The 25,491-nt window shown below is 64.3% G+C and carries 24 protein-coding genes and 1 tRNA gene; 5 read left to right on the top strand and 20 right to left on the bottom strand.

From position 1 onward, the window contains the following. Positions 1-80: 80 nt before the first annotated feature. The 4 genes from AC72UB_RS06715 to AC72UB_RS06730 form a co-directional block, all read right to left on the bottom strand. Entirely contained in the window at positions 81-716 is a 636-nt protein-coding gene (locus AC72UB_RS06715) for a flavin reductase family protein (RefSeq protein ID WP_505189082.1), read from the bottom strand. Then, positions 716-1,639 carry a carbon-nitrogen hydrolase family protein gene (locus AC72UB_RS06720; protein WP_505189083.1) on the bottom strand — a complete coding sequence of 308 codons (924 nt, stop codon included), beginning with the start codon at positions 1,637-1,639 and terminating at the stop codon, positions 716-718. The genes AC72UB_RS06715 and AC72UB_RS06720 overlap by 1 nt, the downstream gene beginning before the upstream one ends. A 78-nt stretch (positions 1,640-1,717) precedes the next feature. Continuing rightward, entirely contained in the window at positions 1,718-2,638 is a 921-nt protein-coding gene (locus tag AC72UB_RS06725) for a fumarylacetoacetate hydrolase family protein (protein ID WP_505189084.1), read from the bottom strand. Between the two features lie 9 nt (positions 2,639-2,647). Beyond that, positions 2,648-3,769, bottom strand: coding sequence for a cupin domain-containing protein (locus AC72UB_RS06730; RefSeq protein WP_505189085.1), 1,122 nt, complete (start codon positions 3,767-3,769; stop codon positions 2,648-2,650). 143 nt (positions 3,770-3,912) lie between these two features. On the opposite strand from AC72UB_RS06730, the gene AC72UB_RS06735 reads away from it, so the two are divergent. The 3 genes from AC72UB_RS06735 (at position 3,913) to AC72UB_RS06745 (ending at position 7,156) form a co-directional block, all read left to right on the top strand. Further along, positions 3,913-4,629, top strand: coding sequence for an FCD domain-containing protein (locus tag AC72UB_RS06735; RefSeq protein ID WP_505189086.1), 717 nt, complete (start codon positions 3,913-3,915; stop codon positions 4,627-4,629). Positions 4,630-4,638: 9 nt separating this feature from the next. Continuing rightward, positions 4,639-5,103, top strand: coding sequence for an Rrf2 family transcriptional regulator (locus AC72UB_RS06740; protein WP_463291330.1), 465 nt, complete (start codon positions 4,639-4,641; stop codon positions 5,101-5,103). 154 nt (positions 5,104-5,257) lie between these two features. Beyond that, on the top strand, positions 5,258-7,156 hold the full coding sequence (locus AC72UB_RS06745; protein WP_505189087.1) for a PHA/PHB synthase family protein: 1,899 nt from the start codon (positions 5,258-5,260) through the stop codon (positions 7,154-7,156). A gap of 37 nt (positions 7,157-7,193) precedes the next feature. On the opposite strand, the gene AC72UB_RS06750 is transcribed toward AC72UB_RS06745, so the two are convergent. From AC72UB_RS06750 to AC72UB_RS06760, 3 genes are all read right to left on the bottom strand, one after another. After that, positions 7,194-7,270, bottom strand: a tRNA-Met gene (locus AC72UB_RS06750). A 369-nt stretch (positions 7,271-7,639) separates the two neighbouring features. Further along, positions 7,640-9,643: a hydantoinase/oxoprolinase N-terminal domain-containing protein gene (locus AC72UB_RS06755; protein WP_505189088.1), complete on the bottom strand. Its 2,004-nt coding sequence runs from the start codon at positions 9,641-9,643 to the stop codon at positions 7,640-7,642. Positions 9,644-9,760: 117 nt separating this feature from the next. Beyond that, positions 9,761-10,903, bottom strand: coding sequence for an MFS transporter (locus AC72UB_RS06760; RefSeq protein WP_505189089.1), 1,143 nt, complete (start codon positions 10,901-10,903; stop codon positions 9,761-9,763). Between the two features lie 220 nt (positions 10,904-11,123). Between AC72UB_RS06760 and AC72UB_RS06765 the strand changes: the two genes are divergently transcribed. Further along, positions 11,124-11,717, top strand: coding sequence for a 50S ribosomal protein L25/general stress protein Ctc (locus AC72UB_RS06765; RefSeq protein WP_505189090.1), 594 nt, complete (start codon positions 11,124-11,126; stop codon positions 11,715-11,717). Positions 11,718-11,796: 79 nt separating this feature from the next. Here AC72UB_RS06765 and AC72UB_RS06770 read toward each other — a convergent pair whose 3' ends face one another. The 5 genes from AC72UB_RS06770 to AC72UB_RS06790 form a co-directional block, all read right to left on the bottom strand. Continuing rightward, positions 11,797-14,229, bottom strand: a complete 2,433-nt coding sequence (locus tag AC72UB_RS06770) for a GcvT family protein (RefSeq protein ID WP_505189091.1) — start codon at positions 14,227-14,229, stop codon at positions 11,797-11,799. Between the two features lies 1 nt (position 14,230). Beyond that, positions 14,231-15,121: a phosphotransferase gene (locus AC72UB_RS06775; protein WP_505189092.1), complete on the bottom strand. Its 891-nt coding sequence runs from the start codon at positions 15,119-15,121 to the stop codon at positions 14,231-14,233. After that, positions 15,118-17,109, bottom strand: coding sequence for an ABC transporter permease (locus tag AC72UB_RS06780; protein WP_505189093.1), 1,992 nt, complete (start codon positions 17,107-17,109; stop codon positions 15,118-15,120). The genes AC72UB_RS06775 and AC72UB_RS06780 overlap by 4 nt, the downstream gene beginning before the upstream one ends. Next, entirely contained in the window at positions 17,106-18,122 is a 1,017-nt protein-coding gene (locus AC72UB_RS06785; protein WP_505189094.1) for a quaternary amine ABC transporter ATP-binding protein, read from the bottom strand. The genes AC72UB_RS06780 and AC72UB_RS06785 overlap by 4 nt, the downstream gene beginning before the upstream one ends. Positions 18,123-18,199: 77 nt before the next feature. Further along, complete coding sequence (locus AC72UB_RS06790) at positions 18,200-19,135, bottom strand: ABC transporter substrate-binding protein (protein ID WP_505189095.1); 936 nt, start codon at positions 19,133-19,135, stop codon at positions 18,200-18,202. A gap of 247 nt (positions 19,136-19,382) precedes the next feature. Between AC72UB_RS06790 and AC72UB_RS06795 the strand changes: the two genes are divergently transcribed. Next, the gene (locus AC72UB_RS06795; protein WP_505189096.1) at positions 19,383-20,168 is read left to right on the top strand and encodes a DeoR/GlpR family DNA-binding transcription regulator; all 786 of its coding nucleotides are present in this window, start codon (positions 19,383-19,385) and stop codon (positions 20,166-20,168) included. An 11-nt stretch (positions 20,169-20,179) separates the two neighbouring features. Here AC72UB_RS06795 and ureG read toward each other — a convergent pair whose 3' ends face one another. From ureG to AC72UB_RS06835, 8 genes are read right to left on the bottom strand one after another with little or no spacing between them, the layout of a single operon-like run. Then, positions 20,180-20,821 (bottom strand): urease accessory protein UreG, encoded by a 642-nt coding sequence (ureG, locus tag AC72UB_RS06800; protein WP_505189097.1) that lies wholly within the window; start codon positions 20,819-20,821, stop codon positions 20,180-20,182. Next, a complete protein-coding gene (locus AC72UB_RS06805) occupies positions 20,818-21,429 on the bottom strand; it encodes an urease accessory protein UreF (RefSeq protein ID WP_505189144.1) in 612 nt (203 codons plus the stop codon). Before AC72UB_RS06805 ends, ureG begins: the two co-directional genes overlap by 4 nt. Positions 21,430-21,446: 17 nt before the next feature. Continuing rightward, complete coding sequence (locus tag AC72UB_RS06810) at positions 21,447-22,007, bottom strand: urease accessory protein UreE (protein ID WP_505189098.1); 561 nt, start codon at positions 22,005-22,007, stop codon at positions 21,447-21,449. Between the two features lie 11 nt (positions 22,008-22,018). Next, positions 22,019-23,725 carry an urease subunit alpha gene (ureC, locus tag AC72UB_RS06815; RefSeq protein ID WP_505189099.1) on the bottom strand — a complete coding sequence of 569 codons (1,707 nt, stop codon included), beginning with the start codon at positions 23,723-23,725 and terminating at the stop codon, positions 22,019-22,021. Position 23,726: 1 nt separating this feature from the next. Then, on the bottom strand, positions 23,727-24,032 hold the full coding sequence (locus AC72UB_RS06820) for an urease subunit beta (RefSeq protein WP_505189100.1): 306 nt from the start codon (positions 24,030-24,032) through the stop codon (positions 23,727-23,729). Then, entirely contained in the window at positions 24,029-24,217 is a 189-nt protein-coding gene (locus AC72UB_RS06825; protein ID WP_505189101.1) for a hypothetical protein, read from the bottom strand. The genes AC72UB_RS06820 and AC72UB_RS06825 overlap by 4 nt, the downstream gene beginning before the upstream one ends. A gap of 9 nt (positions 24,218-24,226) precedes the next feature. Then, on the bottom strand, positions 24,227-24,529 hold the full coding sequence (locus AC72UB_RS06830; protein ID WP_505189102.1) for an urease subunit gamma: 303 nt from the start codon (positions 24,527-24,529) through the stop codon (positions 24,227-24,229). Between the two features lie 12 nt (positions 24,530-24,541). Further along, entirely contained in the window at positions 24,542-25,354 is an 813-nt protein-coding gene (locus AC72UB_RS06835) for an urease accessory protein UreD (RefSeq protein ID WP_505189103.1), read from the bottom strand. Between the last annotated feature and the right edge of the window lie 137 nt (positions 25,355-25,491).

Below are 25,491 nucleotides of genomic sequence, written 5' to 3' on the forward strand. Positions count from 1 at the left end.
TTTTCGAAAATCCGGTGCGCAGCGGCACCGGCGACTAGGTCTGGCGTTCGGCAGGGCTTTGTGGGACAGCGCTTGGGCGGTCAGGATTTACCTTTGCCCGTCCATGTCGCCCAATTCGGCCGCGCCATCTCGAACGTGTCTTGGGCGCGGACATAGGTCGAGCCATAGCTGCGCCCCACCAGTTGCAAGGCGGGCGTGTCGATATGGGCGCGTTCGGTGTCGAGGACGAACCGGTCTTCGATATGCACGGCCTTCACCCGTCCGATCACCACAGTCTGATAGGGGCCGGTGACGATCGAAGAATGCAGCACGCATTCAAAGGAGACAGGGCTACCTTTGATGCGGGGCGGCTTGATCTGGGTTGAGGGCAAGGTGTCTAGCCCTGCGATCTCAAGCTCATTCATGCCAGCGGGCGCATCCAGCGCGGTGATGTTCATGGCGGGGGCCATCGCCTCGGTCACAAGGTTGACGACAAACTCGCCCGTGGCGTGGATGTTGTCGGCAGTGTCCTTGAAGCCACGACCTGTATCGGACTGGATGCCCAAAACAACGGTGGGCGGTTCAGAGCCCATGGCGTTGAAAAAGCTGTAGGGGGCGGCGTTGAGGCGGCCTTCGCGGTCTTGGGTCACGACCCAAGCGATGGGGCGCGGCATGATGGTGGCGGCGAGCAGCTTATAAGCGATGGGCTCTTCCACCGCGTCCATATTCCAATACATCAGACTTCCTTTACGGCGGATTTGGCGCGGGTATCGACGGTGAGTTCAAAGACGTCTGGCCGGGCATAATGGCCGGTCACGTCGAAATCATACTTGGCGCGGGGGATTTCGGCGGGTTCGATCTCGGCATAAAGGATGGTCTCACCTCTGAAATCGGGACCAGCGAGTACCTTGCCCAAGGGGCCGATGATCGCCGATCCGCCGCGCATCATCACGGTGGCCGGATCATCGCCCAGCGCGGATTCGTGGTCAGGGCCGTAAGCGGCGCGGGTGATGTGCTGGCAGGCGGTCAGCACGAAGGTGCGGCCTTCCAAAGCGATGTGCTGCATGGTGGCAAGCCAGGTGTCGCGGTCATCCGCCGTTGGGGCGCAGTAAAGGCTAACCCCTTGGTGATACATATGCATCCGAAGCGCGGGCATGTAGTTTTCCCAACAGATCACAGCACCAATGGTGCCATAATCGGTCTTGAAGACAGGCATGGTCGAGCCGTCGCCAAAGCCCCAGACAAGGCGTTCTCCGGCGGTGGGCATCAGTTTGCGGTGCTTGCCGACAAGCCCCTTGGCCCCGTCGAAGTAGAGGACTGTGCAATACAGGGTCGCCCCGTCGCGTTCGATGACGCCCACCACGGCGAAGGCGCCGGTCTCGGCGGTGGCCTCGGCAAGGGCGGCGACTTCGGGGCCATCCAGATCAATCGCGGCGGCGTGGTAGCGGGCAAAGGCGGCGCGGCCTTCGGGTTTGCGCATGCCGATAGGCGCGCCGAAGCTTTCGCCTTTGGGATAGCCGCCAATCAGCGCCTCGGGGAACACGACGAGCTTGGCCCCTTTCGCCGCCGCCGCACGCAAGGTGGCGGCGGCTTTCTCGGCGGTGGCGAGGCTGTCAGTCGGGATCGAGGCGATTTGGGCGACGGCGACGGTGAGGGTCATGTTTAGCTCCCGCTTGCGGGAAGCCCCGGGGGCGCTTCGCCCCCCGGACCCCCCGAGAGTATTTATGCCAAGATGAAATCAGTCCGGCGTGGAATTGACAACCGGGTGGCGAAGGCGACCGATGCCTTCGACGCAAGCCACGATGGTGTCGCCGGGCCACATGAATTCTTGGGGGTCGCGACCGGCGCCGACACCTTCGGGCGTGCCCGAGGCGATGATGTCACCCGGCTCGAGTGTGATGCCTTGAGAGATGTCAGCGATCAGCTCATCGACCTTGAAGAGCATCTTGGCGGTGTTGGAGCGCTGTTTTTCGACGCCGTTGACGGTGAGCCAGAGGTCCAGCTTTTGCGGATCGGGGATCTCATCGGCGGTCACGATCACAGGACCGAAGGGGGCATAGCTGTCCATCCCCTTGGAGAAGATCCATTGCCCGGCGCGGCGGTTGTCGCGGGCCGAGACGTCGATCATCACCGAATAGCCGAAGACATGCTTAAGCGCGCCCTCACGGGGGACGCGGCGGGCCGTGGTGCCGATGATCACGGCCAATTCCACCTCCCAATCGAGTTGCTTTGTGATCTTGGCGTTGTGCAGGATCGGCTCATCCGGGCCGATGACGGCGGTGGGGGGTTTGGAGAAAATCACCGGTTGCTTGGGCAAATCCTTGTTGGTGTCGAGCGCCTTGGCGGATTCGATGACATGGTCAAGGTAGTTCAGACCGATGCCGAAGATGTTCTTGCGGGGCCGGGGGATGGGGGCGAGGAGGCGCACATTGGCCAGCGCGGTGGCCGTGTGGATCGGGAAGTCGGTTCCCACTTCGTCCAGACAAGCGCGCAGGGCGGTAAGGCCCGGGCGCCCGGCATCGATCAGGCCCAGCATGGTGTCGGGCAAGGGATCGCCCAGCGCCTCGCCCAGCGCGGCGACATCGACGACCATGTCATCCACGATGACACCAAGGCGGGCGGCATCCTCGACGGAGGCGCGGTAGGTAACGAGTTTCATGATATTTCCTTACAGGATAGGCTGGTGGCCGTTGTTGTCGCCAAACGCTTCTTCGCGGTAGAGCGAAAGCGCGCGCATCACGGGAATGTCGGAAAGGCAGAAGAGGCAGGCGTCGTTGCGGTCGTCGAGGTTGACGTGTTCGTGCCAGGCCCAAGAGGGGACACAGAAGATATCACGCTCCGACCAGTCATAGCGCTTGCCGTTGATCACCGAATAGCCGCGACCTTTGGCGACATGGTAGAGGTAGCTGCCGGTGTGACGGTGGGCTTTGGTGTGTTCGCCCGGGCGCAGCATCTGCATGCTCGCGCCAAGGGTTTTCATCACCGGGCCGTTGGTGACCGGGTTGACGTAGTCCATCATCACCCCATCAAACGCGCTGCCATCGGTGCAGCTTGCGTATTTGGAAAGTGCCTCATAGGTCGGCACCCATTCGTATTTGTACATCGGCGAATAGCCGTGTGACCATGCGCCCGTGGAGGGTGTGAGCCCCGCATTGCCCCAGGTTTTGGTCATATCATCCACCGCATAGCCAACGGCCTGGTTCAGGTCGGGATGCACCTCGTAGAAATTCGCCTCCATCGCGTTGACGAAGGGGATGTCGAGACCGTCTTGCCAGAGGCACAAGGACCCATCGGCGCTGACGCCATGTTCATGCCATGTGCCATTGGGGGTGAGGACAAAGTCATTGGCGCCAAGGGTCATCTTGTGGCCATCGACCACGGTATAGGCCCCCGTGCCTTCCATGATGAAGCGGATGGCGCTGGCCGAATGGCGGTGGGCTGATGCGACCTCGCCAGGGTTCATCACTTGCAATCCGGCATAGATCCAGCCCACAGCGGCCGCGACATCGGTCCGGCCGGGGTTGTTGAGATAGATCACCCGGCGGCCCGCCTTTTCCGGCGTCACAAGGTCAACCGAGCGGATCACATGATTGCGCAGGTCCTTGTAGCGCCAGACCACCGGGATGGATTGTGATTTCGGCTCCCAAGGTTCGATCTTATTGGCCACGGTCCAAAGGGCGCCTGCGTGGTGTTTGTCCAACTCATCATAATAGGCCAAAAGCTCGGGTGTATCCTCGACATTGGCGCGGCCAATGACATCTTCCCGGTGGTTCTCGCGCGAGGTGGCCATGGGGGCTTCTCCCAGATGCAGGATGCGTTTCGTCGGGCAGTCTGGCGCGGATGATTTTCGAAGGCAATACGGATTTTCGAAAATCCCACAATTGCCAAACACCCTGCCCCGCGCCATAGTTGGCGCGAAAGGGTGCCCTGACCATGACGCTTGCCGAAAAAGCCTATGACAGCCTGCGCCGGGATATTGTCACCGGCCAGCTCAAGCCCGGCGCGCCTTTGCGCATGGCCCAGCTTTCGCAGCGCTACGAGATGGGATTTTCGCCGCTGCGCGAGGCCTTGAACCGTTTGCAGGCCGAGCGGCTGGTGACCTCGGTGGCGCTGAAGGGGTTTTCGGTGGCCCCCTTGTCGATCGAAGAGCTGTGGGATGCCACCAATACCCGCATCTTGATTGAACAGCGCGCGCTGAGGCTTTCGATCGAACAGGGCGGGGATGAGTGGGAGGCGGGGATTGTCGGCAGCCTGCATGCGCTTTTGTTGCAAGCCGCACGTGGCAGCGCGACCGAAGCGGAGGCCCGCGCGCTGGAGGCGCGCCATCACAGCTTTCACACCGCGCTGCTTTCAGCCTGTGGTTCGGGCTGGCTGATGGAGTTTTTTCAGCGGCTTTATGTGGAAAGCGAGCGCTATCGCCATCCGATGCTGGCCCCGGCTCCGGGCGAGCCGGCCCGTGATGTGCAGGCCGAACATGAGGCATTGGCGCGCGCTGCGCTGGCGCGCGATGCCGATCTGGCCGCCGCCCTGCTGGCCGATCACTACCGGCGCACCGCGCAGCGGGTCGAACGGCTGACGTTGCCTGCCGAGGGCGCGACACAAGGGCAAACCGCCCAAGCGCCGATTGATCTTGCGCCCTTGGCACCTTAGGCTTCGATCATGATCACACAGAAGATGAAATATGCGCTGAAGGCCCTGTTGGTGCTGGCCGATGAGGCCGCCCGCCCGGTGCCCGAGGGTCTGACGATTGAGGAAATCGCGCGGCGGGCTGGCACGCCCAAGCGGTTTTTGGAGCATATTCTTTTGGAGCTGCGCAATGCAGGGGCGATCCGGTCAACCCGAGGACGGCTCGGGGGCTATTCGCTGTTGAAAAAGCCAGCCGATATCTCGATTCCAGACCTTTTGCGCACCATTGACGGGCCGATTGCCCCCCTGCCCTGCCTGTCGCGCAGCGCCTATCATCGCTGCGAGGACTGCACCGACGAGGCGACCTGCCGCATCCGCAAGGTCTTTGCCGAGGTGTTCTGGTCCTATCTCGTGATCATCGAGTCGCTGACGCTGGAGGACATGCTGCGCAGCGGTTCGGCCGAGTTGCCGGGCCTGAGCGAAGTGGCTGGAGCCTAGGCAAGCGTCAGGGAAGCTGCGCCTACGCACGCGGGCCATGCAGCGATGACGTCTGTCAACGACAGGGGCCAGACGGCGGGGCAGTCTGGGCTGTGCACTGGGCTGGTGGGTGGCCGCCGCCCGAGGGCGCCGCTTTGGATAAGGCCCACCCGATATGACCCGTAAGAAACGTCCTGTGACCCTAAGCCCCATGCCTGCTGGTGCGAGTTCGGGGGGTGCTACGGATGCTTCCCACGAAAAGGGCGCGCGTGAGGCGGCAGGCGATCAAGTTCCCGCGGTCATCGCCCCGATACCGGGCTTCGAGCCGTCCCCCAAGGCAAGCGCCAAGGCTGGCCTGCACCCGCATGCCGCACTCGACCGCGCCCTTCAGGCCAGCATGGTCCAGATGACTGGCGGGCTGTCCTCGCATGCGATGCTGGATGCGTGGACGGATTGGATGATGCATCTGGCACGCGCGCCGGGCCGCCAGATGGAACTGGCCGAGCAGGCGCGGACCAACGCGCTGGAGCTGGCGCAATACGCGATGGCCAAAGCCTTGGGCCTGCCACAGGATAAGCCCTTTGCGCCGGGGCCTTATGATCCGCGCTGGTTGCATCCCGGTTGGGACCGCGCCCCCTTTGCCCTTTGGCAGCAGGGCTTTCTCGCGGTACAGGATTGGTGGCGCGCGGCGACAGCACCGCTGCCGGGGCTGCAAAGGCCCAATGCACGGCGCATCGGCTTCATGATGCGCCAGTTGCTGGATACGGTGTCCCCGTCAAACTTCCCGCCATCAAACCCCGAGATCCTTGCCCAAATCGTAGCGACCGGCGGGCGCAACCTGATCGAGGGTGCCGCCCATGCCATCGACGACGCCCGCCATATTCTGGCCCGCGAACACCGCCCGGTGCCCGAGGCCTTCGGCATTGGCAAGGTTCTGGCCAGCACGCCCGGCACGGTGGTCTATCGCAATGACCTGATGGAGCTGATCCAATACAGCCCAACGACCGCAGCCGTCCGGCCTGAACCGGTGCTGATCGTTCCGGCTTGGATCATGAAATACTATATCCTTGATCTGTCGCCGGAAAACTCGCTGATCCGCTGGCTTGTGGATCAGGGCTACACGGTGTTCTGCATCTCGTGGCGCAACCCGACCGAGGCCGAGGCGCATTGGTCGCTGGAGGATTACCGCAAGGACGGGATCTTGCAGGCACTGGCCGTGATCAACGCCATCGTCCCGGGGACGCGGGTCCATGCTAATGGCTATTGCTTGGGCGGCACGCTTTTGGCCATCGCGGCGGCCACCATGGCGCGCGACGGCGATGACCGGCTGGCCTCAGTGACGCTGATGGCGGCGCAGGTGGATTTCGCCGAAGCGGGCGAGTTATTGCTGTTCTTGGACGACAGCCAGGTGAGCTTTCTGGAAGACATGATGTGGGCGCGCGGTTTTCTGGACCGCCCGCAGATGTCGGGGGCCTTTGCGGCGATCCGGTCCGAAGATCTGATCTGGTCGCGCGCGACGCGGCGCTATTTTCTGGGCGAGGCGGATTTGCCGACCGACATGACCGTCTGGGTCAACGACACCACCCGGATGCCAGCGCGGATGCATTCGCAATACCTGCGCGGCGTGTTTTTGGAAAACCGCATCACCGCCGGGCGCTTTGCGGTGGAGGGGCGGGTGATTGCGCTGAAGGATATTGCGGCCCCGATCTTCGTGGTGGCGACCGAGACGGATCACATCGCGCCGTGGCGGTCGGTCTATAAGACCACGCTCTTTACCGATTGCGACCTGACGGTGGTGCTGACCAAGGGCGGGCATAATGGGGGCATCTTGTCACCGCCCGACCACCCCGACCGGCATTACCGCATCGGCCACCGCCCGGCAGGGGCGCATTACATCGACCCCGATGCTTGGCTGGCCCGCCACCCGCCGCAGCCGGGGTCGTGGTGGCCCGAGTGGCGCACGTGGCTGGACGGCCTAAGCGGCATGCCAGACGCGCCGCCGGGCTCCGGCGCACCCGGCAAAATGCTGCCCATCCTGGACACTGCACCAGGACGCTACGTGCTGGAGCCCTAAGGCGCGCACGCCGATTTCGACAGTGAGCAGAGAAAAGTGGTGGCGAGGGGGGGACTCGAACCCCCGACCCCATGATTATGAGTCATGTGCTCTAACCAGCTGAGCTACCTAGCCACTGGCGCGGGGGATACGGCGGGGCGCGCAGGGCGTCAAGGGGGATTCGCGGGCGATTGGGCGGTTTCGTGTCCCACGCGCCGGGGGTTTCACACCCCCGGACCCCCGTGGAGTATTTCGCAAGGCGCAAGCCCGGCAACAAGCCCAGTATCACGGCGCAATGCGCCCCGACGAGGGCACCGGTCCAGTGCGCAGAGAGCGCTTCTCACACCCGTCGGGACGACTTGCGCCTTGCGGTCATCGGGACTCCTCCCTGTACCGCCGCGCGAGCTTGCCCCGTCAAAGTTAAGAACGGCTAAAGGATTTGCGCCTTTCAAAATACTCCCCCGCCGAAGGCGTTCCGCCAGGGGTGCAGGGGACTAGCCGCGGTCAGCTGTGCGCGACGCGGGGGCGGCCGGCGGCGGTGACCGAGACGGAGGCTTCGACGAACATCTTGCGCCCTTCGATGTCGACCTCGCGCAGATCGCGTTTGGCGGTGATGCGCAGATCTTCGGCACCTGCGGCCTTGGCACGGGTTTCCGCCTCAAGGCGCAAGGCGCTTTCCAAGGCGGCAAGCGCCTCGGTGGCGCTTGAGAAGGTTTGCAGCGCATCGGGCAGATGGGCGATAAAGCGACCCTCGGCGGGCGAGGTGACGATGCCAGTCACCTTTTGCGACACCTGCCCGACCACCGCGCCGATGGCATTGGCCACACCGGCATGTTCGGGCAGGATCATCTCGCAGCCCAGCACCTTGCCTACGGCCCCGTAATAGGACGGCGCCGAAGCCCCGAGCCCGATCACGGGCACACCAAGGCGCGCGGTGAGCTCTACCACGCCGCGGTGGTGTTTCAGCCCGGCGGTCATGAGCGGATGGCGCGCCAGAACCTCGGAGGCTTGGCCGTCGAACGCGTCATCCTCGTCAAAGGCTGCTTCCAAGAGGCAATCGACGGTTTGGGCAGTCAATTGGTCGATGATCGCGGTGGCAAGGGTTTCGCCATCTGTGGCAAAGCGGTCGCCTGCGCCGTTGCGGCGGCGGGCGAGCAGTTTCAGCGCCTTGGCGGCGGCGGTGCTGTCCCAGCTGTCCAAGCGGCCGAGCACATGGCTGGCATCCGAGGGGGTCACACCTGAAAGCATCACCAACCCGCGCGCCACAAGACGCTCCAGTGCGGCCACTTCGATGCGGCTGGTCAACGCGGCTGCGAGCGGCATGGGTTGGGTGATGCGCGCAAGAACTGTTGCCTCGCGGGCGTTGAGGCCCCCGGCATTGCCGCCCATCGGCACCACAAAGCGACCGTCAAACTCGCCTGCCGTTTCGGTCGAGAGCGCGCGGTCAAGGGTCGCGTGCACCATCGCTCCGTGGTCCACCGCAAGAAGCGACACCGGCATCAACCGCCGAGGCCCAAGGCGCAGGCCACCGAGCAGGCCGTCGGTTTTCAGATGCACTTCGCTGTCGCCACCAAGGCCGGTGGTGCGCATCGCCACCGCCTCGACCATGGTGCGAAAGCCGCCAACGCGGGCACCAGCCGGATCAATCTCGGGCAGGCCGCCGCGCAACAGCGCCACATCGGTGGTGGTGCCGCCAATGTCGCTGACCAGCGCATCGGGTGCCCCCGTTAGCCAGCGCGCGCCGACGATGGAGGCAGCGGGGCCAGAAAGGATCGTTTCGATCGGGCGTTCGCGCACCATGGAGGCCGAAATCAGCGCGCCATCGCCGCGCACCACCATCAGGGGTGCATCAATGCCAACTTGGGCCAGATGCCGCTCGCAAGCCGTCACCAGCCGGTCGATCATCCCGATCAGGCGGGCGTTCAGGACGGCGGTCAGCGCGCGTTTGGGGCCGTTCAGGTTGGCCGACAATTCATGGCTGCAGGTCACGGGGCGGCCGGTAACCCGGCGGATCACCTCGCGCGCAGCGATTTCATGCGCCGGGTTGCGGGTGGCAAAGCGCGCGGCCACGGCAAAGCCCATGACGCTGTCGCGCAGATCCAGAAGCTGCGCCTCAAGCCCGGCGGTGTCGAGCGTGGCGGCCTCGGTTCCGGCATGGGTGTGGCCACCATCTAGAAGGACCACCGGGTCGCCCTTAAGGGCCTCGGTCAGCCCGCCGCGCTCCATATCTCCGGCGTCAAAGCCGATGAAGATCAGGGCGACGCGCCCGCCTTGGCCTTCCACGAGCGCATTGGTGGCCAGCGTCGTGGACAAAGACACCAGCGCCACATCGCTGGCGGCAATCCCGGCCCCTTCGAGGGCGGCATCCACCGCGCGGCCAATGCCCAGCGCAAGGTCTTGGCGCGTGGTCAGGGACTTGGCCTTGCCAATGACGGTATCAGCCGCCTCATCGACAATCACGGCATCCGTATAGGTGCCGCCGGTATCAACACCGAGAAAATAGGCCATGGTCGAGAAACTCCTGTCGCGCGCAGGCTCAGTTAGCCCGCGCGCAGCCAAAGGTCACCCCGCTGCGCGACATTTTCTGCACCTATGCCGACGCGGCGGGTGGGATGCGGGCCGTGATCAGCCGCGACGGGCCATGATCCGGGCCAGAACTGGCACCAGCAAAAGGATCACGGCGGCAAAGACGAAGGCATAGCGTAGGCCAAGGCTGCCCGCGATAAAGCCGAAACCGGGCGGGCCGATGAAATAGCCGAAATAGCCAAAGAGCGTGGCGCGGGCCACGGCGCGGGCGCGGGCCTCGGGCGCGGCTTGGCTGCCCACCAGCGAAAAAGCGGTTGGCGCGATGACCGAAGATCCGATGCCCATCACGATGAAACCAGCATAGGCCATCCAAGGTGTGACGGCCGCCGCCACGGCAAAGGCCCCCACCGCCGAAACCAGCGCCCCCGCTGTGAGCAGCACCACCGGCCGCACCCGCCCGGCAATCCCCTGCCCCACCAATCGCGCGACCCCCATGGTCAGTGCCAGCGTCGCAGGCCCCATCGCGCCATGGGCGGGCGAGCCTCCCAAGGTTTGTTCGATATGCAGCGCCGACCAGTTCTCAGCCGCGTTTTCCGTCAAAAAGGCAATGAACACCATGCCACCGCCGATGACCGGCACCCAGCCAAGCCCACGCCCAGCGCTGGTTTTTGGGCGCGCCAAGCCTTCGATGCGGCCATCCCGCTCGATCGTCAACAGCGCCATCAGCCCGGCCACCGCAACCATGGTCCCCAAGACCCAAGCCGGAGACCAGCCCGCCTGCCGCATCACGCCGGTGGCGATGGAGCCGCCAGCGTAGCCAAAGGAATAAGCCGCATGGGCAAGGTTCATCAGGTGGAGCCCGCGGCTCGCCTCCATCGCGGCGACGCGGGCGTTCATCAAGACATCGGTCATGCCGGTGCCAAAGCCCGCCGCCATCATCGCAATCGGGAACATCCAGATCACGCTGGCCTGACCGGGCAGCATGAACCCAGCGCACATCAAAAGCGTGGCCGCCGGCAGCGCCACACGGCCAAAGGCCACCCCAGCGGCGGGCGCAATCAGCATGGCCACCACAGCGGCCACCGGGGTCATGAACATGAGAAGACCCATCTGCGTCTCGTCCACCCCGAGCATCAGCTTGAGGTCGGGCAAGGCGGCGGCAAAGGTGCCCCATAGGATGCCCATGGCAGCAAAAGCGGCCACGGCCGGGCGCGAAATGGCCAGAAGGGAGAGGAAGGACATGCCGGGGCTCGCGTCAGGATTGGCCCTGTGCTACCCTTGCTACGCAGGTCCGGCGCGTCTTTTGACGACACGCGATCCCTCGCCCGCGCCGCTTTTGGCGGTTTCGCGGCTTTTGCGGGGATGGCGGATTTTGGGCTTTCCCTAAAGCCGATTCCCCGCTATAGGCCCACGGTCGCGCCATGCACCCTTGGAGGATGGCGGACTTATCAAGGAGAGAACCATGGCTCGTGAAGCTCAAGATTTCATCGCCGCGGTACGGACGGGGACAGGCAAGGGGGCCGCTCGTCAAGCTCGTCGTGAGGGCAACGTACCCGCAATCGTTTATGGCGACGGTAAAGAACCGGTCGCTTTGAACATCAGCTACAACTATCTGCTCAAGCGCCTTAAGCAGGGCCGCTTCCTGCAGTCGCTGTTGAACCTCAAGGTTGAGGGTCATGAGGACGTGCATGTCGTCTGCCGTGGTGTGCAGCGCGACGTGGTCAAGGATCTGCCGACGCATGTCGACTTCCTGCGCATCCATGACGACTCGAAGATCGAGCTGTTCATCCATGTCGAGTTCGCGAACCACGAAGCCTCGCCCGGTCTGAAGCGTGGCGGCACCCTGACCGTTGTGCGCGCGGAAGTGGAACTGGAAGTCACCGCAGGTGATATTCCTGACCACATCACCGTGGACCTGACCGGCAAGCAGATCGGCGATGTGATCCACATCAACGACATCACCCTGCCTGCAGGCGCCAAGCCCACCGTCGCGCGCAACTTTGTTGTGGCCAACATCGCAGCGCCTTCGGGTCTGGCAGCTTCGGCTGAAGACTAATCCTACCGCCGCGAGGCGTAAGACAACGGCGCGGCAGGGAAACCTGCCGCGCCGTTTGCGTTTGGGGGTCTGGCGCGCCTCAGGCCTTGATGCGTGCGCCCTCGGGGTCGACCAGCGGCTTGAGCGACAGTGTGGCAGGCGTTTCCGCGCCCGCGATGACAAGGGCATAGCGGCCTGCCGTCAGCCAAGGCTCAGTCACGCCGGCCTCATGGCGGACATAGCCAAGGCCAATGCTCTTGCCGATGCTATAGCCATAGCCGCCGGAAGTGAGATAGCCCACCGCCTGCCCATCGCGCAGGATGGTCTCGCGCCCGACCAGAACGGCCGCCGGATCCTCGACGGTGAAGGTCATGAGCGATTTGGTCAGCGGCTTGCCCTGCGCCGCCTCAAGTGCGGCCCGGCCATGGAAGGGGGTGTTGGATTTCAGCTTGACCGCCCAGCCCAGACCCGCCTCAAAAGGCGTGTCATTGGGGGTGATGTCCGAAGACCACGCGCGGTAGCCCTTTTCCAATCGCAAGCTTTCCAGCGCGCGATAGCCGACGGGGCGAAGGTCCGGATCCGCCGCCATCAGCGCATCATAAACCTCGCCCAACTGATGGATCGGGCAGTGCAATTCCCAACCAAGCTCACCCACATAGGTGACCCGCAAGGCGCGAACCTTGACCCCGGCGATGGTCAGGATGCGGGCCGAGCCAAAGGGCAGTGCTGCGTTCGACACATCCTCCGCCGTGACCGCCGCCAGAATGTCGCGCGCGCGCGGGCCCATGAGCGACAGCGTGCCCCAGCCTTCGGTGACATCTTCAAAGCTGACGCCGGTTTTTGGCAGATGGTCGGCGATCCAGCCGAAATCATGGGTGCGGAACCCGGTGCCGGTGACGATGTAGAACCGATCTTCCGCCAGACGCGCCACGGTCAGATCAGCCTCGATCCCGCCCCGGCTGTTGAGAAGCTGGGTATAGGTCAGCCGCCCCACCTCACGCGCGACGCGGTTGGCGCAGATCGCTTCCAGCGCCTCGGCAGCCTTCGGGCCGGACAGCTCATACTTGGCGAAAGACGATTGGTCGAACACCCCGGCATGGGCGCGGACATGGGCGTGTTCCTCGCCCACCGGGCCAAACCAGTTCTGGCGGCCCATCGAATAGTGATCGCGGGCCTCAACCCCGGCGGGGGCGAACCAGTTGGGCCGCTCCCACCCGAGTTTTGATCCAAAGACCGCGCCCTTGGCTTGCAGGCGCGCATAAAGCGGTGAGGTGATGCGGGGGCGGCCACTGTCATATTCCTCATGCGGGAAGGCGACGGTGTAGTGTTTGCCATAAGCCTCAAGTGTGCGGGTGGCGACCCAATCGCGATGCCGGTGCAGGCCGGAAAAGCGCCGGATATCCACGGCCCAGAGGTCCAAGGGCGCCTCACCGCGCATCACCCATTCGGCCAGAACCCAGCCTGCCCCGCCGCCCGAGGCAATGCCAAAGGCGTTGAACCCGGCACCCACATACATGTTGTCACATTCGGGCGCGGGCCCAAGGATGAAATTCCCATCGGGGGTAAAGCTTTCAGCCCCGTTGATCATCTGCTTGACGCCCGTGTGTTCCAGCGCGGGCACGCGGGCGATGGCCTGCTCCAGATGCTGGCCGAAATGGTCGAAGTCGTCGTCAAAGAGGCGGAATTCCCAATTGGCAGGAATGTCGCCCGTCACCCAGCCTTGGGGGTTCGGCTCATACCCGCCCATCACAAGGCCGCCGACCTCTTCCTTGAAATAGGTGCGCCGATCCGGGTCGCGCAGCGTGGGGGCGTCGGGGGAAAGTCCGTCGATCTTTTCGGTGATGATGTATTGGTGCTTGACCGGGTGCAGCGGCACTGCGACCCCGGCCATCGCGCCAAGCTGGCGCGCCCACATGCCGCCGCAGTTCACCACCTTGTCGCAAGCGATGTCGCCTTGGGTGGTTTCCACATGGGTGATGCGGCGACCGTCCATCCGGAACCCGGTGACGGTCACCCCTTCGACGATCTTCGCGCCGTGCATCCGCGCGCCTTTGGCGAGCGACTGGGTGATGTCCGAGGGGCTCGCCTGCCCATCGGTCGGCAGCCAGCTGGCCCCGATCAGGTCAGAGGTGTCCATCAGGGGCCACATGCGTTTGACCTCATCCGCACTGACCAGTTCCATGTCCATCCCAAAGCTGCGGGCGGTGGTGGCAAGGCGTTTGTATTCGGTCCAACGGTCTTGGGTGGTGGCAAGGCGCAGGCAGCCCGTCATCTTCCAGCCGGTATCAAGGCCGGTCTCGGCGGCAAGCCCCTTGTAAAGATCGACCGAGTATTTCAGCACCTTGGTGATCGACGCCGAGGAGCGCAGCTGCCCCACCAGACCCGCCGCGTGCCATGTGCTGCCGCTGGTGATCTTACCCTGCTCCAACAAGAGCACATCGGCCTTGTGATCGCGGGCCAAGTGATAGGCAGTGGAACAGCCGATGATGCCGCCGCCAATCACGATGATCTGGGCCTGAGTGGGAAGTGTCATGTCAAAGGGTTCCGTGTGCTTGGGTAAAGTGCGACAGGCTGGCAGCCAGTTTTTCAAGGTTTTCAGTGGCATAGGCGCGATAGTTCGCACCGGGGGCTGACAGGTGCAGGTCTGACACCATCGCCCACATCGCCTCACGCAGAAGGCTGGCGGCTTGCATGGCGTCAAAGGCGCGGGCAAAGGCGGCGTCGGGTTTGTGGCCCAGATAGGCCACCAAAAGCGCCTCGGTCTCCGCGCCGTTCATCCCGGCATTTGAGGCCGCGCCAGCAAGGTCAAACATCGCGGTGCCAAAGCCTGCGTATTCATAGTCGATCAACCACAGCTTTTGCCCGTCATCCAGAAAGTTCGCGGGCAGAAGGTCATGATGGCCAAAGACGATGGGCATGGGGATTTGCGCCGCCTCCAACTTGGCGGCGAGCGCCAGTTGATCGGGCAAGCCAGGGGCAAAGGGGCTGCCGCCTGCGGCGATGGTGCGGGCATAGTCGCGGATCACGTGGAACGGCCAAAAGATGAACCCCGCCCCGGTGATCTGGGCGGGCATCTCGTGGTGAAAGCGGCGCATAAGTGCGCCCACGCGGTCGGGGGCGGCGCTGACATCGGTGGGGGTCCAAGTGGCCGCCGTGATGAACTGGCCGACGCTGACACCGGGGGCGGCATATTCCACCGACGGGCCAAAGCCTGCGGCATGGGCGGCGCGGGCGGTCATCACCTCACGCGCGCGGTCAACGTGGTGGAATGGGTAATCGCGGCCAAAGCGCACGACATGCGCGCCAGCGGCATCGGTCACCTTCCAGCTCTCATTAGACAACCCGCCGTGCAGGGGCTCTGCCGCGATCTCACCCCGCCAGCAGGGCAAGGCGCGGATGGTGTCAGGGATCATCGCGGCGATCATGTGGCACCCTCCAATCCCAGTTTTTCTCGGGCTGACCGGGCGGCGGCGGACAACAGCCGGTCGGCGATGATGGCGATGAAGGCAATGGCCAGCCCCGCCACCAGCCCGTTGCCGGGGTTGGCCTTGGTCAGGGCGATATAGACGTCTTGGCCAAGGTCGCGGGTGCCGACGAGGGCGGTGATGACCAGCATCGACAGGGCAAACATGATGGTCTGGTTCAGGCCCAGCAGGATTTCGGGCAACGCCAGCCGCAGTCGGATCTGCGTCAGGATCTGCCAAGGCGTGCAGCCCATGGCGCGGCCTGCCTCGATCAGCCTTGGGTCCACCCCTTGCAGGCCCAAAGCGGTGTAGCGCACCGAGGCGACCACCGCATAGGCCACCACCGCAATCATGGCGGTAAAATCACCGACCCGGAACAGCATGACGATGGGCATCAGGTAAACGAAACTCGGCAGGGTTTGCAGCGTGTCGATCACAAGGCGGGTGACGGTCCACCAGCGATCCCGCTCGGCCACCCAGATGGCGATGGGCAGACCAATGGCCATAGCGATCAGGGTCGAGATGCCGCACAGATAGACCGTGATCATCGCCTTTTCCCATTGCCCGGTGGCGGCAATCAGAAACGACAGGCCCGCGCACAAAAGCCCAAGGCGCAGGCCCCCCAACCGCCAGCCCACAAGGCCCAGAAGGGCAACGACGCCCAGCCATGGCAGACCCAGAAGGAAGCGTTTGGCGGGCATCAAGACCCATGTCAGGATCGCGTTCTTCACCGCCTCAAGCGTGTCAAAGAAGCTGACGTTGATCCATTCCACCAGCGCGGCCCAAAAGGGGCTGGTCGAAAGATGCGCCGCCTCGGGGTAGGTTTGCACGGCGGGCAGCATCAGGCCGATCAGCCCGGCGCCAAGGGCAAAGGCCAAGGCGGCCACAAGGTAAGGATGGCGGGAAAGGCCGGTGCTCTCTACCGCGCCCGCGCTGCGATGCGCGATGGCTTGGCTCAGCCGGTCCAGCGCGATGGCCAGCGCTACGATGGCCAGCCCCGCCTCCAGCCCTGTGCCGAAATCCAACCGGCGCAGGGCGTTTAGCACCTCAAACCCCAAACCGCCTGCCCCGATCATCGAGGCGATGATGACCATGTTCAGCGACAGCATGATCACCTGATTGACGCCCACCAACAAAGGCTCACGCGCCGAGGGGACCAGCACGCGCCACAGGCGCTGGCGCGGGGTGCAGCCAACCATGGTGGCCAGATCGTGGGTTTCTGACGGCACGCGCGACAGGGCCAGCGTGGTGATGCGAGTCATCGGCGGGGTGGCATAGATCAGCGTGGCAATCACCGCCGCCGTAGGACCAAAGCCGAAAAGGATCAGGATCGGCACCAGATAGGCAAAGACCGGCATGGTCTGCATCAGGTCCAGAACCGGGCGCAGGGCACGCTCAAACCACGGGTTGCGCCAAGCGAGGATGCCAAGGCCAAGGCCGCCAGCCACGCCCAAAGGCACGGCCACCACGATGGAGGCCAGCGTCACCATCGTGGCATGCCAATGGCCGAAGATTGCCACGAACACAAAGCAGCCCGCCACCAGCGCCGCCAGCCCTGCCCCGCCCGCCCAATGGGCAAAGAGCGCCATGATCGCGATGACGGCCAGCCACGACAGGGGTGGCACCAGTTGCAGGGTTTGGCCCGCCTCTTGCCGCTGCACGCCGTCGGCCAGTAGGCCAAGGGCGGCTTGATATGGCACATCGATAATCGTTGAAACCGCACGCGTCAGGTCAGCAAAAGCGATGGGGCCGATGGCGGCCTCTTTCACCAGCCAAGTGATAAAGGCGCCAATCCACCGCGCGGCGGGGATTTGGGCGGATTTCGGGTAGTCAAAGGCAAAGGGCAGAAAGGCTTGCCCCCAAAGCCACAGCGCCACCGCAAGGCCAAGCGCCACCACCCACAGCGGGCGCGTGCCGCCGAGCGCGGGCAAGGGGCTGGTCCGGATCATGCCTCTCCCCCGAGCAAAAGCCGGACGACATCATCGCGCGCAACGGTGCCGATGGGTGTGCCGTTTTCTTCGACGCCGACCAGCGCCTGACCATCCAGAAACGCCTGCCCCGCCTCGGCCACTGTGGCGCGGGCGGGCAGGATGGCCGCGCCCGCAGGCACAGGACCGGGGGTAACCAATGATCCCAGCCGCACCACCTTGGCCTTGGCCACCGCCCCCGTGAAGGCGCGCACATAATCGGTGGCCGGATGCAGCACCAGATCCTGCGGTGTGCCGATCTGTTCGATCTGGCCGTCCTTCATGATGGCGATACGGTCGGCCAAACGGATCGCCTCGTCAAAGTCATGGGTGATGAAGATGATGGTCTTTTGCAGCCGCGATTGCAGGCGGATAAACTCATCCTGCAACTCGCGCCGGATCAGGGGGTCAAGCGCGGAAAAGGGTTCATCCAAGAACCACAATTCAGGCTCAACCGCGAGCGAACGCGCGATGCCGACCCGCTGTTGCTGCCCGCCCGACAACTGGCGCGGATAGGCGCCCTCGCGGCCTGCAAGGCCCACGAGCGCGATCATCTCGCGCGCCCGCGCCTCGCGCTCGGGTCGCGCAACGCCTTGAACATCCAAGGGAAAGGCCACGTTTTCCAGAACCGTCAGATGCGGCAAGAGGGCAAAGTGTTGAAACACCATGCCCATCTTGTGCCGCCGGATCTGGGTCATCTCGGCTTCACTCGCCGTCAAGAGATCTTGGCCGTTGAACAAGACCTGCCCAGCGGTCGGTTCAATGAGCCGCGACATCAGCCGCACCAGCGTCGATTTGCCAGACCCCGACAGGCCCATGATCACAAAGATCTCGCCGCGGCGGACCGACAAATCCACGGCGCGCACAGCGGGCACAAGGCCCAGCGCGGCAAGCCGCGCGGCGTCGCCCCCGGCGGTGGAAAACGCCTCGGTCGCGCGGGCGCCGAACACCTTCCACAGGTTGCGGCACACCAGCGTTGCGCTGTCGTCAGACATAAAGGAACCCGGTTTCATCTGGCCCCGGCGCATCGGGTGACGCGCCGGGAGTAGGTTTGGAAATGGGGGCGAAAAGCTTACTTGGCGATCCAAGTGCTCCAGGTGGCCTCATTGGCGGCCATCCAGTCGGCCACCACAGCCTCAATGGCTTTGCCGTTCAGATCGACCTCGGTGATCATCTGCCCCATCGCAGCATTGTCGACGGTAAAGGCCTGAATGGCCTTATGTGCGCCGGGCCATTTGTCTTTCACGCCCGACCAGCCAACCTTCCAGATATCGCCAAAAGGCTTGCCACAGTCATGCGCCGCATCCGGGTTTCCGCCCCAAGCCGGATCGGTATAGCAGGCGGCCTCATACGTCGGGAATTCCACCCATTCGCCTTCGAATTTGGCGGGTGCCCAATGCGGGGCATAGACCCAGAGCATGACCGGCGCTTGGCGCTGATAGGCGCTTTCCAATTCGGCAAACAGGGCTGCGTCGGTGCCAGCGTGGATCACCTCAAACGGCAGATCAAGGGCGGCGATGCGTTCCTCATCAAACCCGCCCCATGTGACCGGCCCGCCCAGATAGCGACCCTTCGGCGCGGTTTCGGCAGTGCTAAACGCCTCGGCGCAGGCGGGGTCTTTCAGGGCTTCCCAATTCGGCAGTCCGGGGCATTTTTCCTTCATGTAAAGCGGATACCACCACTCTTCCTTGGCCTGCATGCCAGTGGCACCCAGCACCTCGACATTGCCCGTCGCGGTGGAGGCGTCCATCGCGTCACGCCCCGTAGTTTCCCAGATTTCCATGGCCACATGCAGATCGCCGGTTTCCAGACCCGCGAACTGGGCAAGATAATCAGCCTGAACATATTCGACGTTGTAGCCGCCCTTTTTCAGCACCTCACCCATCAACTGGGTGGTGATCAGCTGGCCCGTCCAGTCATGCAGCGTCAGCTTGATCGGATCGGTGGACTCCTGTGCCATGGCGGTTGAGGCACAGAGCAAGGCGGCAAGGGTTAGAGGCAGGCGCATGTCACACTCCCTGATGGGGGCCGCCGGAGATGCGGCAGGCCGGTTGGGTGGTTCTGGCGCTTGGGGCGCGGTCGATAATGGCGCGCCTGCGCCTTTTGTTCTGGCAAAATTACGCGTCAGCAAGGGGCGTCGTGTCAATCAAAAATCAGGATAACTGTGGATTCAATGACCGCATCATTGAAAGATGGGCAAAATTCGGTCAGAATGCTCCTGTATTTCCACAAAAGCGGTGGGGGCTTTGGCCAGCATGTTGAACAAACGCCATGGGGCGATTCTCGGGCTGTTGCAGGAACAGGGCGCCTTGTCGTTGGCGGCCTTGGCGCAGGCTTTGGCGGTGTCGGCTGAAACGGTGCGCCGCGATGTGCGCGCCATGGCCGAGGCGGGGGCTGTGGTGCGGGTGCATGGCGCTGTGGGGCTGGCAGGCCAGACGGGTGAGGCCCCGTTTGACCGCCGCATGCGTGAGAATGCAGGCGCCAAGCGCGCGATTGCCCGCAGCCTTGCCGAGCAGATTGCCGATGGCGACAGCCTGATGCTGGACACCGGCACCACCACCAGCTTTCTGGCGCGGGAACTCTTGACCCATCGGCGGCTGACTGTGGTGACGAATTCCTCTGACATTGCCCGCACCTTGGCCACCGTCAACGGAAACCGGGTGTTCATGGCTGGGGGCGAGTTGCGCGGTGACAGTGGGGCGGCGCTGGGAGCGTCGGCCTTGGACTTCATCCGCAGCTTTGCCGTGCAACACGCGATCATTTCGGCAGGCGCGGTGGATGCCAGCGGGGTGATGGACTTTGACCTGCAAGAGGCGGAGTTCGCCCGCATGGTGCTGGCTTGTGGTGAGCGGCGGGTGATGGTGACCGATGCCAGCAAGTTTGGCCGTCGCGGGTTTATCCGGGTGGCCGGGTTCGAGTTTCTGGATCTGGTGGTCACCAATGCCCCGCCCCCGCCCGAAGTGGCCGCCGCCATGGCCTCGGCCGGTGTAACGCTGCACGTCAGCGCGGGGGGGCCGGTGGCCGAGGGGGTGGGCGGCTAGGTCCCTGCCCTTCAGCCTGCCGGTGGGATCATGCCGCGCAACAGTCCGCCGTGGCGCAAGATGAATTCAACAACCTCGGCCACGCCCTTGCCGTGGCGCAGTTCCGCCATGACAAAGGGCCGCGTGCCACGCGCACGGGCGGTATCCTCGGCCAAAAGGGCGGGATCGACGCCGACATAGGGGGCAAGATCGGTTTTGTTGACGATCAAAAGGTCGGATCGGGTTACACCGGGGCCGCGTTTGCGCGGGATGTCCTGCCCGGCGGCGGTGTCGATGATGTAAAGCGTCAGGTCCGCGAGTTCCGGGCTGAAGGTGGCGGCCAGATTGTCGCCGCCGCTTTCGATCAAGATCAGATCAAGATCGGGAAAGGCCCGCGTCAGATCGGCCACGGCGGCCAAGTTGATCGAGGCATCCTCGCGGATGGCCGTATGCGGGCAGCCGCCGGTTTCCACGCCGCGAATCCGCTCGGCCGGCAGGACCTGCGCGCGCATCAGCGCCTCGGCATCCTCGCGGGTGTAGATGTCATTGGTGATGACGGCCATCGACAGATGCGGGGCAAGCGCGTGCGCCAGCTTTTTGGTCAGCGTGGTTTTGCCCGCACCCACCGGGCCGCCGATGCCCACCCTGAGGGGGCCAAGTTGGGAAATCGTCATGTGCGAAAAATCCTGACATCCATGGTTTCGTGCTGCATGGCGGCCAGATCGGCCGCGAGTGTGGCGCTGTTGAGATCGGCGGTATCAGCAAGCGCGGCGCTTTCCCCAAGCGCCACGATATCGGGCAACAGTCGGGCCAGAACCGCCTGCCCTTCGGTCTGGCCCAAGGGGATGTGGCGCGTGGCGATGAGGCAAAGGTTGGCGGCAAAGCCTTGCAGATAAAGCTGCGCAACTTCGGCCGGGGCAAGGCCCAAGGGGGCGGCCGCCTCGCCCAGCGCGATGGGCAAAAGGCGCGGCGGCAGGGGGCGCCCCGTCATCGCTGCTATTGTGCGGGCAAGGGCGGCCCCCTGCTCGGCGCTTTCCTGCAAGCGTTCAAGGCTGGGCTGCAGGGCGCGCGCCAGATGGTCAAGCGCCTGATGATCCGCGCCGGGACGCAGGGCCGCGCACAAAAGCACTGCGTCATTCCAGCCAGCCCCATAGTGCAGGATATTGCGCAGCCAGCGCTCCATGCTGGGGGCGTCCTGAACATCCCCGGCGGCGATCACCCGCTCAAGCCCATGGCTATAGGCAAAGGCCCCGGTCGGAAAGGCCGGCGAGAGCCATTGCATCAGGGTCAGACGCGCGCTCACCTTGCGGGCTTTGGCGCGTGGAAATGCAGATGCCCATCGCCGTGGTCATGCCATCCAAAGCTGTCCGCGCCCGGCCCGGGCTTTTCTGGCTCGGGCTTTTCTAGATCGGGCCCATGCGAATGGCCCATGGTGCGGCCATGGCCATAAGCGCCACCCTCGGGCTTGAAGGGCTGCACCGCCCGGGTGATCGTGGCCCCAAGCCCCGCGAGCATGCGTTCAAGCACATGATCTTCGCGGATCACAAGGTGGTCGGCCATGATCTGGCAGGGCGTGTGGCGGTTGCCGATATGCCAGGCAAGCCGCGTCAGATCACCCCGGATCACCAGCACCGTTTCAGGCGCGGGGTCGACGCGGACGGTCAGGCCGCCGTCCAGCTCAAAGCCCCAGAAGTCATCAAGATTGGTGACGCTGGGCAAAGACAGAAGCACGTCGCGCCCGCCGGTGGTGGTCAAAAGCTTGCGGCGCACAAGGCGGGCATCATAGTCCAAGACCACCGTGTCGTCGGTGCGCACGGGGGCGGTGCGCAACAGCCGGGCCGGGATTGGGTCAGGCAGCATGATCCTCCCTTTCAATACAGAAAGTAGCGCTGCGCGAGCGGCAGTTCGGTGGCGGGCGCGCAGGTCAGCACCTCGCCATCGGCGCGCACCTCATAGGTTTCGGGATCAATCTCGACCTTGGGGGTGGCGGCGTTCAGCACCATGTCGCGCTTGGCGATGTCGCGGGTGTGCTCGACGGCCAGCGTGGATTTGGCCAGCCCAAGGCGGGCGCGCAGGTCATCTTCCTCAGCGGCGCGGCTGACGAAGATCACGGCAGAGCGTTCAACCGCCCGGCCCAGCGCCCCGAACATCAGGCGCGAATAGATCGGTTGAGCCGGGATTGACCCGTTCGGATCGCCCATTTGCGCGACCACGATCATGCCGCCCAGCAAGATCATCTCGGGCTTGGCACCAAAGAAGGCGGGGTTCCACAGGACCAGATCGGCACGTTTGCCCACCGCAATGCTGCCAATATGCGGGCTGATCCCATGCACGATGGCGGGGTTGATGGTGTATTTCGCGATATAGCGGCGGACGCGAAAGTTATCGTTGTCGCCCGTCTCCTCGGCCAGCCGCCCACGCTGCTGGCGCATCTTATGGGCGGTTTGCCATGTGCGGGTGATGACCTCTCCCACCCGGCCCATGGCTTGGCTGTCGGACGAGATTACCGAAAACGCTCCCATATCATGCAGGATGTCTTCGGCGGCAATGGTTTCGCGACGGATGCGGCTTTCGGCGAAGGCCACATCTTCGGGGATGCGTTTGTCGAGGTGATGGCAGACCATGAGCATGTCGAGATGCTCTTCCACTGTGTTGACGGTATAGGGCATGGTCGGGTTGGTCGACGAGGGCAGGACGTTCTGCCAGCCCACCACTTTCATGATGTCAGGCGCGTGCCCGCCCCCTGCCCCTTCGGTGTGAAAGGCGTGGATGGTGCGGCCCTTGAAGGCGGCGAGCGTGTTTTCAACAAAGCCGGATTCGTTCAGTGTGTCGGTGTGGATCATCACCTGCACATCCATCTGATCGGCCACGCCCAGGCAGCAATCAATCGCGGCGGGGGTGGTGCCCCAATCTTCATGCAGCTTCAGCGCCGCCGCTCCAGCGCGGACCTGTTCAACCAGCGCTTCGGGCTGGCTGGCGTTGCCCTTGCCGGCAAAGGCAAGGTTTATCGGCAGGTTGTCGGCGGCCTGCATCATCCGGCCCAGATGCCAAGGCCCCGGCGTGCAGGTGGTGGCCAGCGAGCCATGCGCAGGCCCCGTGCCGCCGCCCAGCATGGTGGTGATGCCCGAATGCAGCGCATCCTCCACCTGCTGGGGGCAGATGAAATGGATATGGGCGTCCATGCCGCCCGGGGTCAGGATGCGCCCCTCACCTGCGATGATCTCAGTGCCCGGGCCGATGATGATTGTGACGCCAGGCTGGGTGTCGGGGTTGCCCGCCTTGCCGATGGCGGCGATGAGCCCGTCGCGCAGGCCGACATCGGCCTTGTAGATGCCGGAATGGTCAATGATCAGCGCATTGGTGATCACCGTGTCCATCGCGCCGCCCGCACGACTGATCTGGCTTTGCCCCATCCCGTCGCGGATGACCTTGCCGCCGCCGAACTTGACCTCTTCGCCATAGATCGTCAGGTCGCGCTCGACCTCAACAATCAGATCGGTGTCGCCCAGACGCAGACGGTCGCCCGTGGTGGGGCCATACATGGTGGCATAGGTGGCGCGGGGAATGGTGTAGGCCATCTTAGAGCGGTCCCATGATCTGCTGGTTAAATCCCTGCACCACCCGTCCCCCGCGATAGGGCACCAGCTGCACCTCACGCGATTGGCCGGGTTCAAAGCGTACGGCGGTGCCTGCGGGGATGTTCAGCCGCTGGCCACGCGCGGCGGCGCGGTCAAAGCCCAAAGCGGCATTGGCCTCGGCAAAGTGATAGTGGCTGCCCACCTGCACCGGGCGATCGCCGGTGTTGGCGACCATGAGCACGGTCACCGGCAGGCCCTCGTTCAGCACGATGTGTCCGGCGGCTGCGAAGATCTCACCCGGGATCATGACCGGCCCCGCAGCTTGACCGCCACCAGCACCACAACCGCCGCGGCCAGAGCAATCATCGCCAGATGGTCGGGTTCGGTGAGAAGATGCATCAGACCCGCCGCGCCGTGGTCACCGGGATGGGCAAGGGCGGGGGTCGCCATAAGCGTGAGGCCGAAAGCGATAGGGTTGGGGGTACACTTCATAACGGCCTCTCAGCGGATGGGGTGATGGACGGTGACAAGTTTGGTGCCGTCGCGGAACGTCGCCTCGATCTGCACCGAGTGGATCATCTCGGCCACGCCGGGCATGCATTGATCAGCGGTGATGACATGGGCGCCCGCCGCCATCAGATCGGCGACCGAGCGGCCATCGCGCGCGCCTTCGACGACGAAATCGCTGATCAAGGCCACCGCCTCGGGGTGGTTAAGCTTGACCCCTCGCGCCAGACGCCCACGCGCCACCATGGCGGCAAGGCTGACCAGAAGCTTTTCCTTCTCACGCGGCGTCAGGTTCATCGCCTTATCCCTTCAAATTTGCCAAACGCGGGGCACAGGTGCCTCGCGCAACACGTCCAACAGCCGCAGGATCTGGCGGCGCATCGGCCAGCCATCCACGGCCAAAAGCCGCACCATCACGCGGCCATCGAGTGCAGATGCCCCGCTGGTGACGCCCGGCTCGTCCAAAATCCGGCGCACTGCCGCCAGCGCCGCCTCGGCCCCCTGCCGCACAAGGGCAAGGCTGGCAAAGGCGCGCGCGCCTTGCAGCACCCCGGCCCCGGCGCAAAGCGCCGCTGAACTCAGCCGCAGCGGTTCAACAAGCACTGGGATATCGCCGCGCCAGACCTCGCGGCGGTCCTGCAGGTCAAGGGCCACCACCCGCTCGCCCATGGCGGCGCGGCCGAGAATTCCCGCCTCAAGCAACAGGCAAGACGCGCCGGGGTCGAGGCGCACAGTGGTGGTGCGATGCAGGGCGGATTGGTCGAAGAAGATCGTCTCTTGCGGCAACCAATCCAGATGGGCCCCCATGCCCAGCCGATGGTCAACACTGACTTCGGCCACGCCCGAGGCAGACCGATAGGCGCGCTCGGCGGTCTGGGTGGTGGCGGTGACACGGGCCCCCGGCCCAAGATCCAGCCCGTAGTGCAGTTGGTCGCCGCCGGTCATACCGCCGGAGGTGTTCAGAAACACCACCTCGGGGCCTGATAGCGTCATATGGCAAAACGCCTTGGCGCTGCCGGATTGGGTCAGACGGTCCAGCCGGGTGAAGGCCCCGGCCTGACGAAAGCCCAGCCGGCTGGCACCATGGCTGCGCTGGGGCAGAGGGGCGGGGCAAATGGACATCGGACCTTCTTATGCTGGCCCAACCTGCCTAACGCGGGTGGCACGACCGGTCATCCAAGAGGCGCCTTGCTGCGCGCGGTTTGGCGGGCTTCGCCCATATCTGATGCAGCGCGGGGTAGCTTTGCCGGAAAATGCAT

It is taken from the genome of Allotabrizicola aquatica (SeqCode), from assembly GCF_965194375.1.
GTDB lineage: Bacteria > Pseudomonadota > Alphaproteobacteria > Rhodobacterales > Rhodobacteraceae > Tabrizicola_A > Tabrizicola_A aquatica.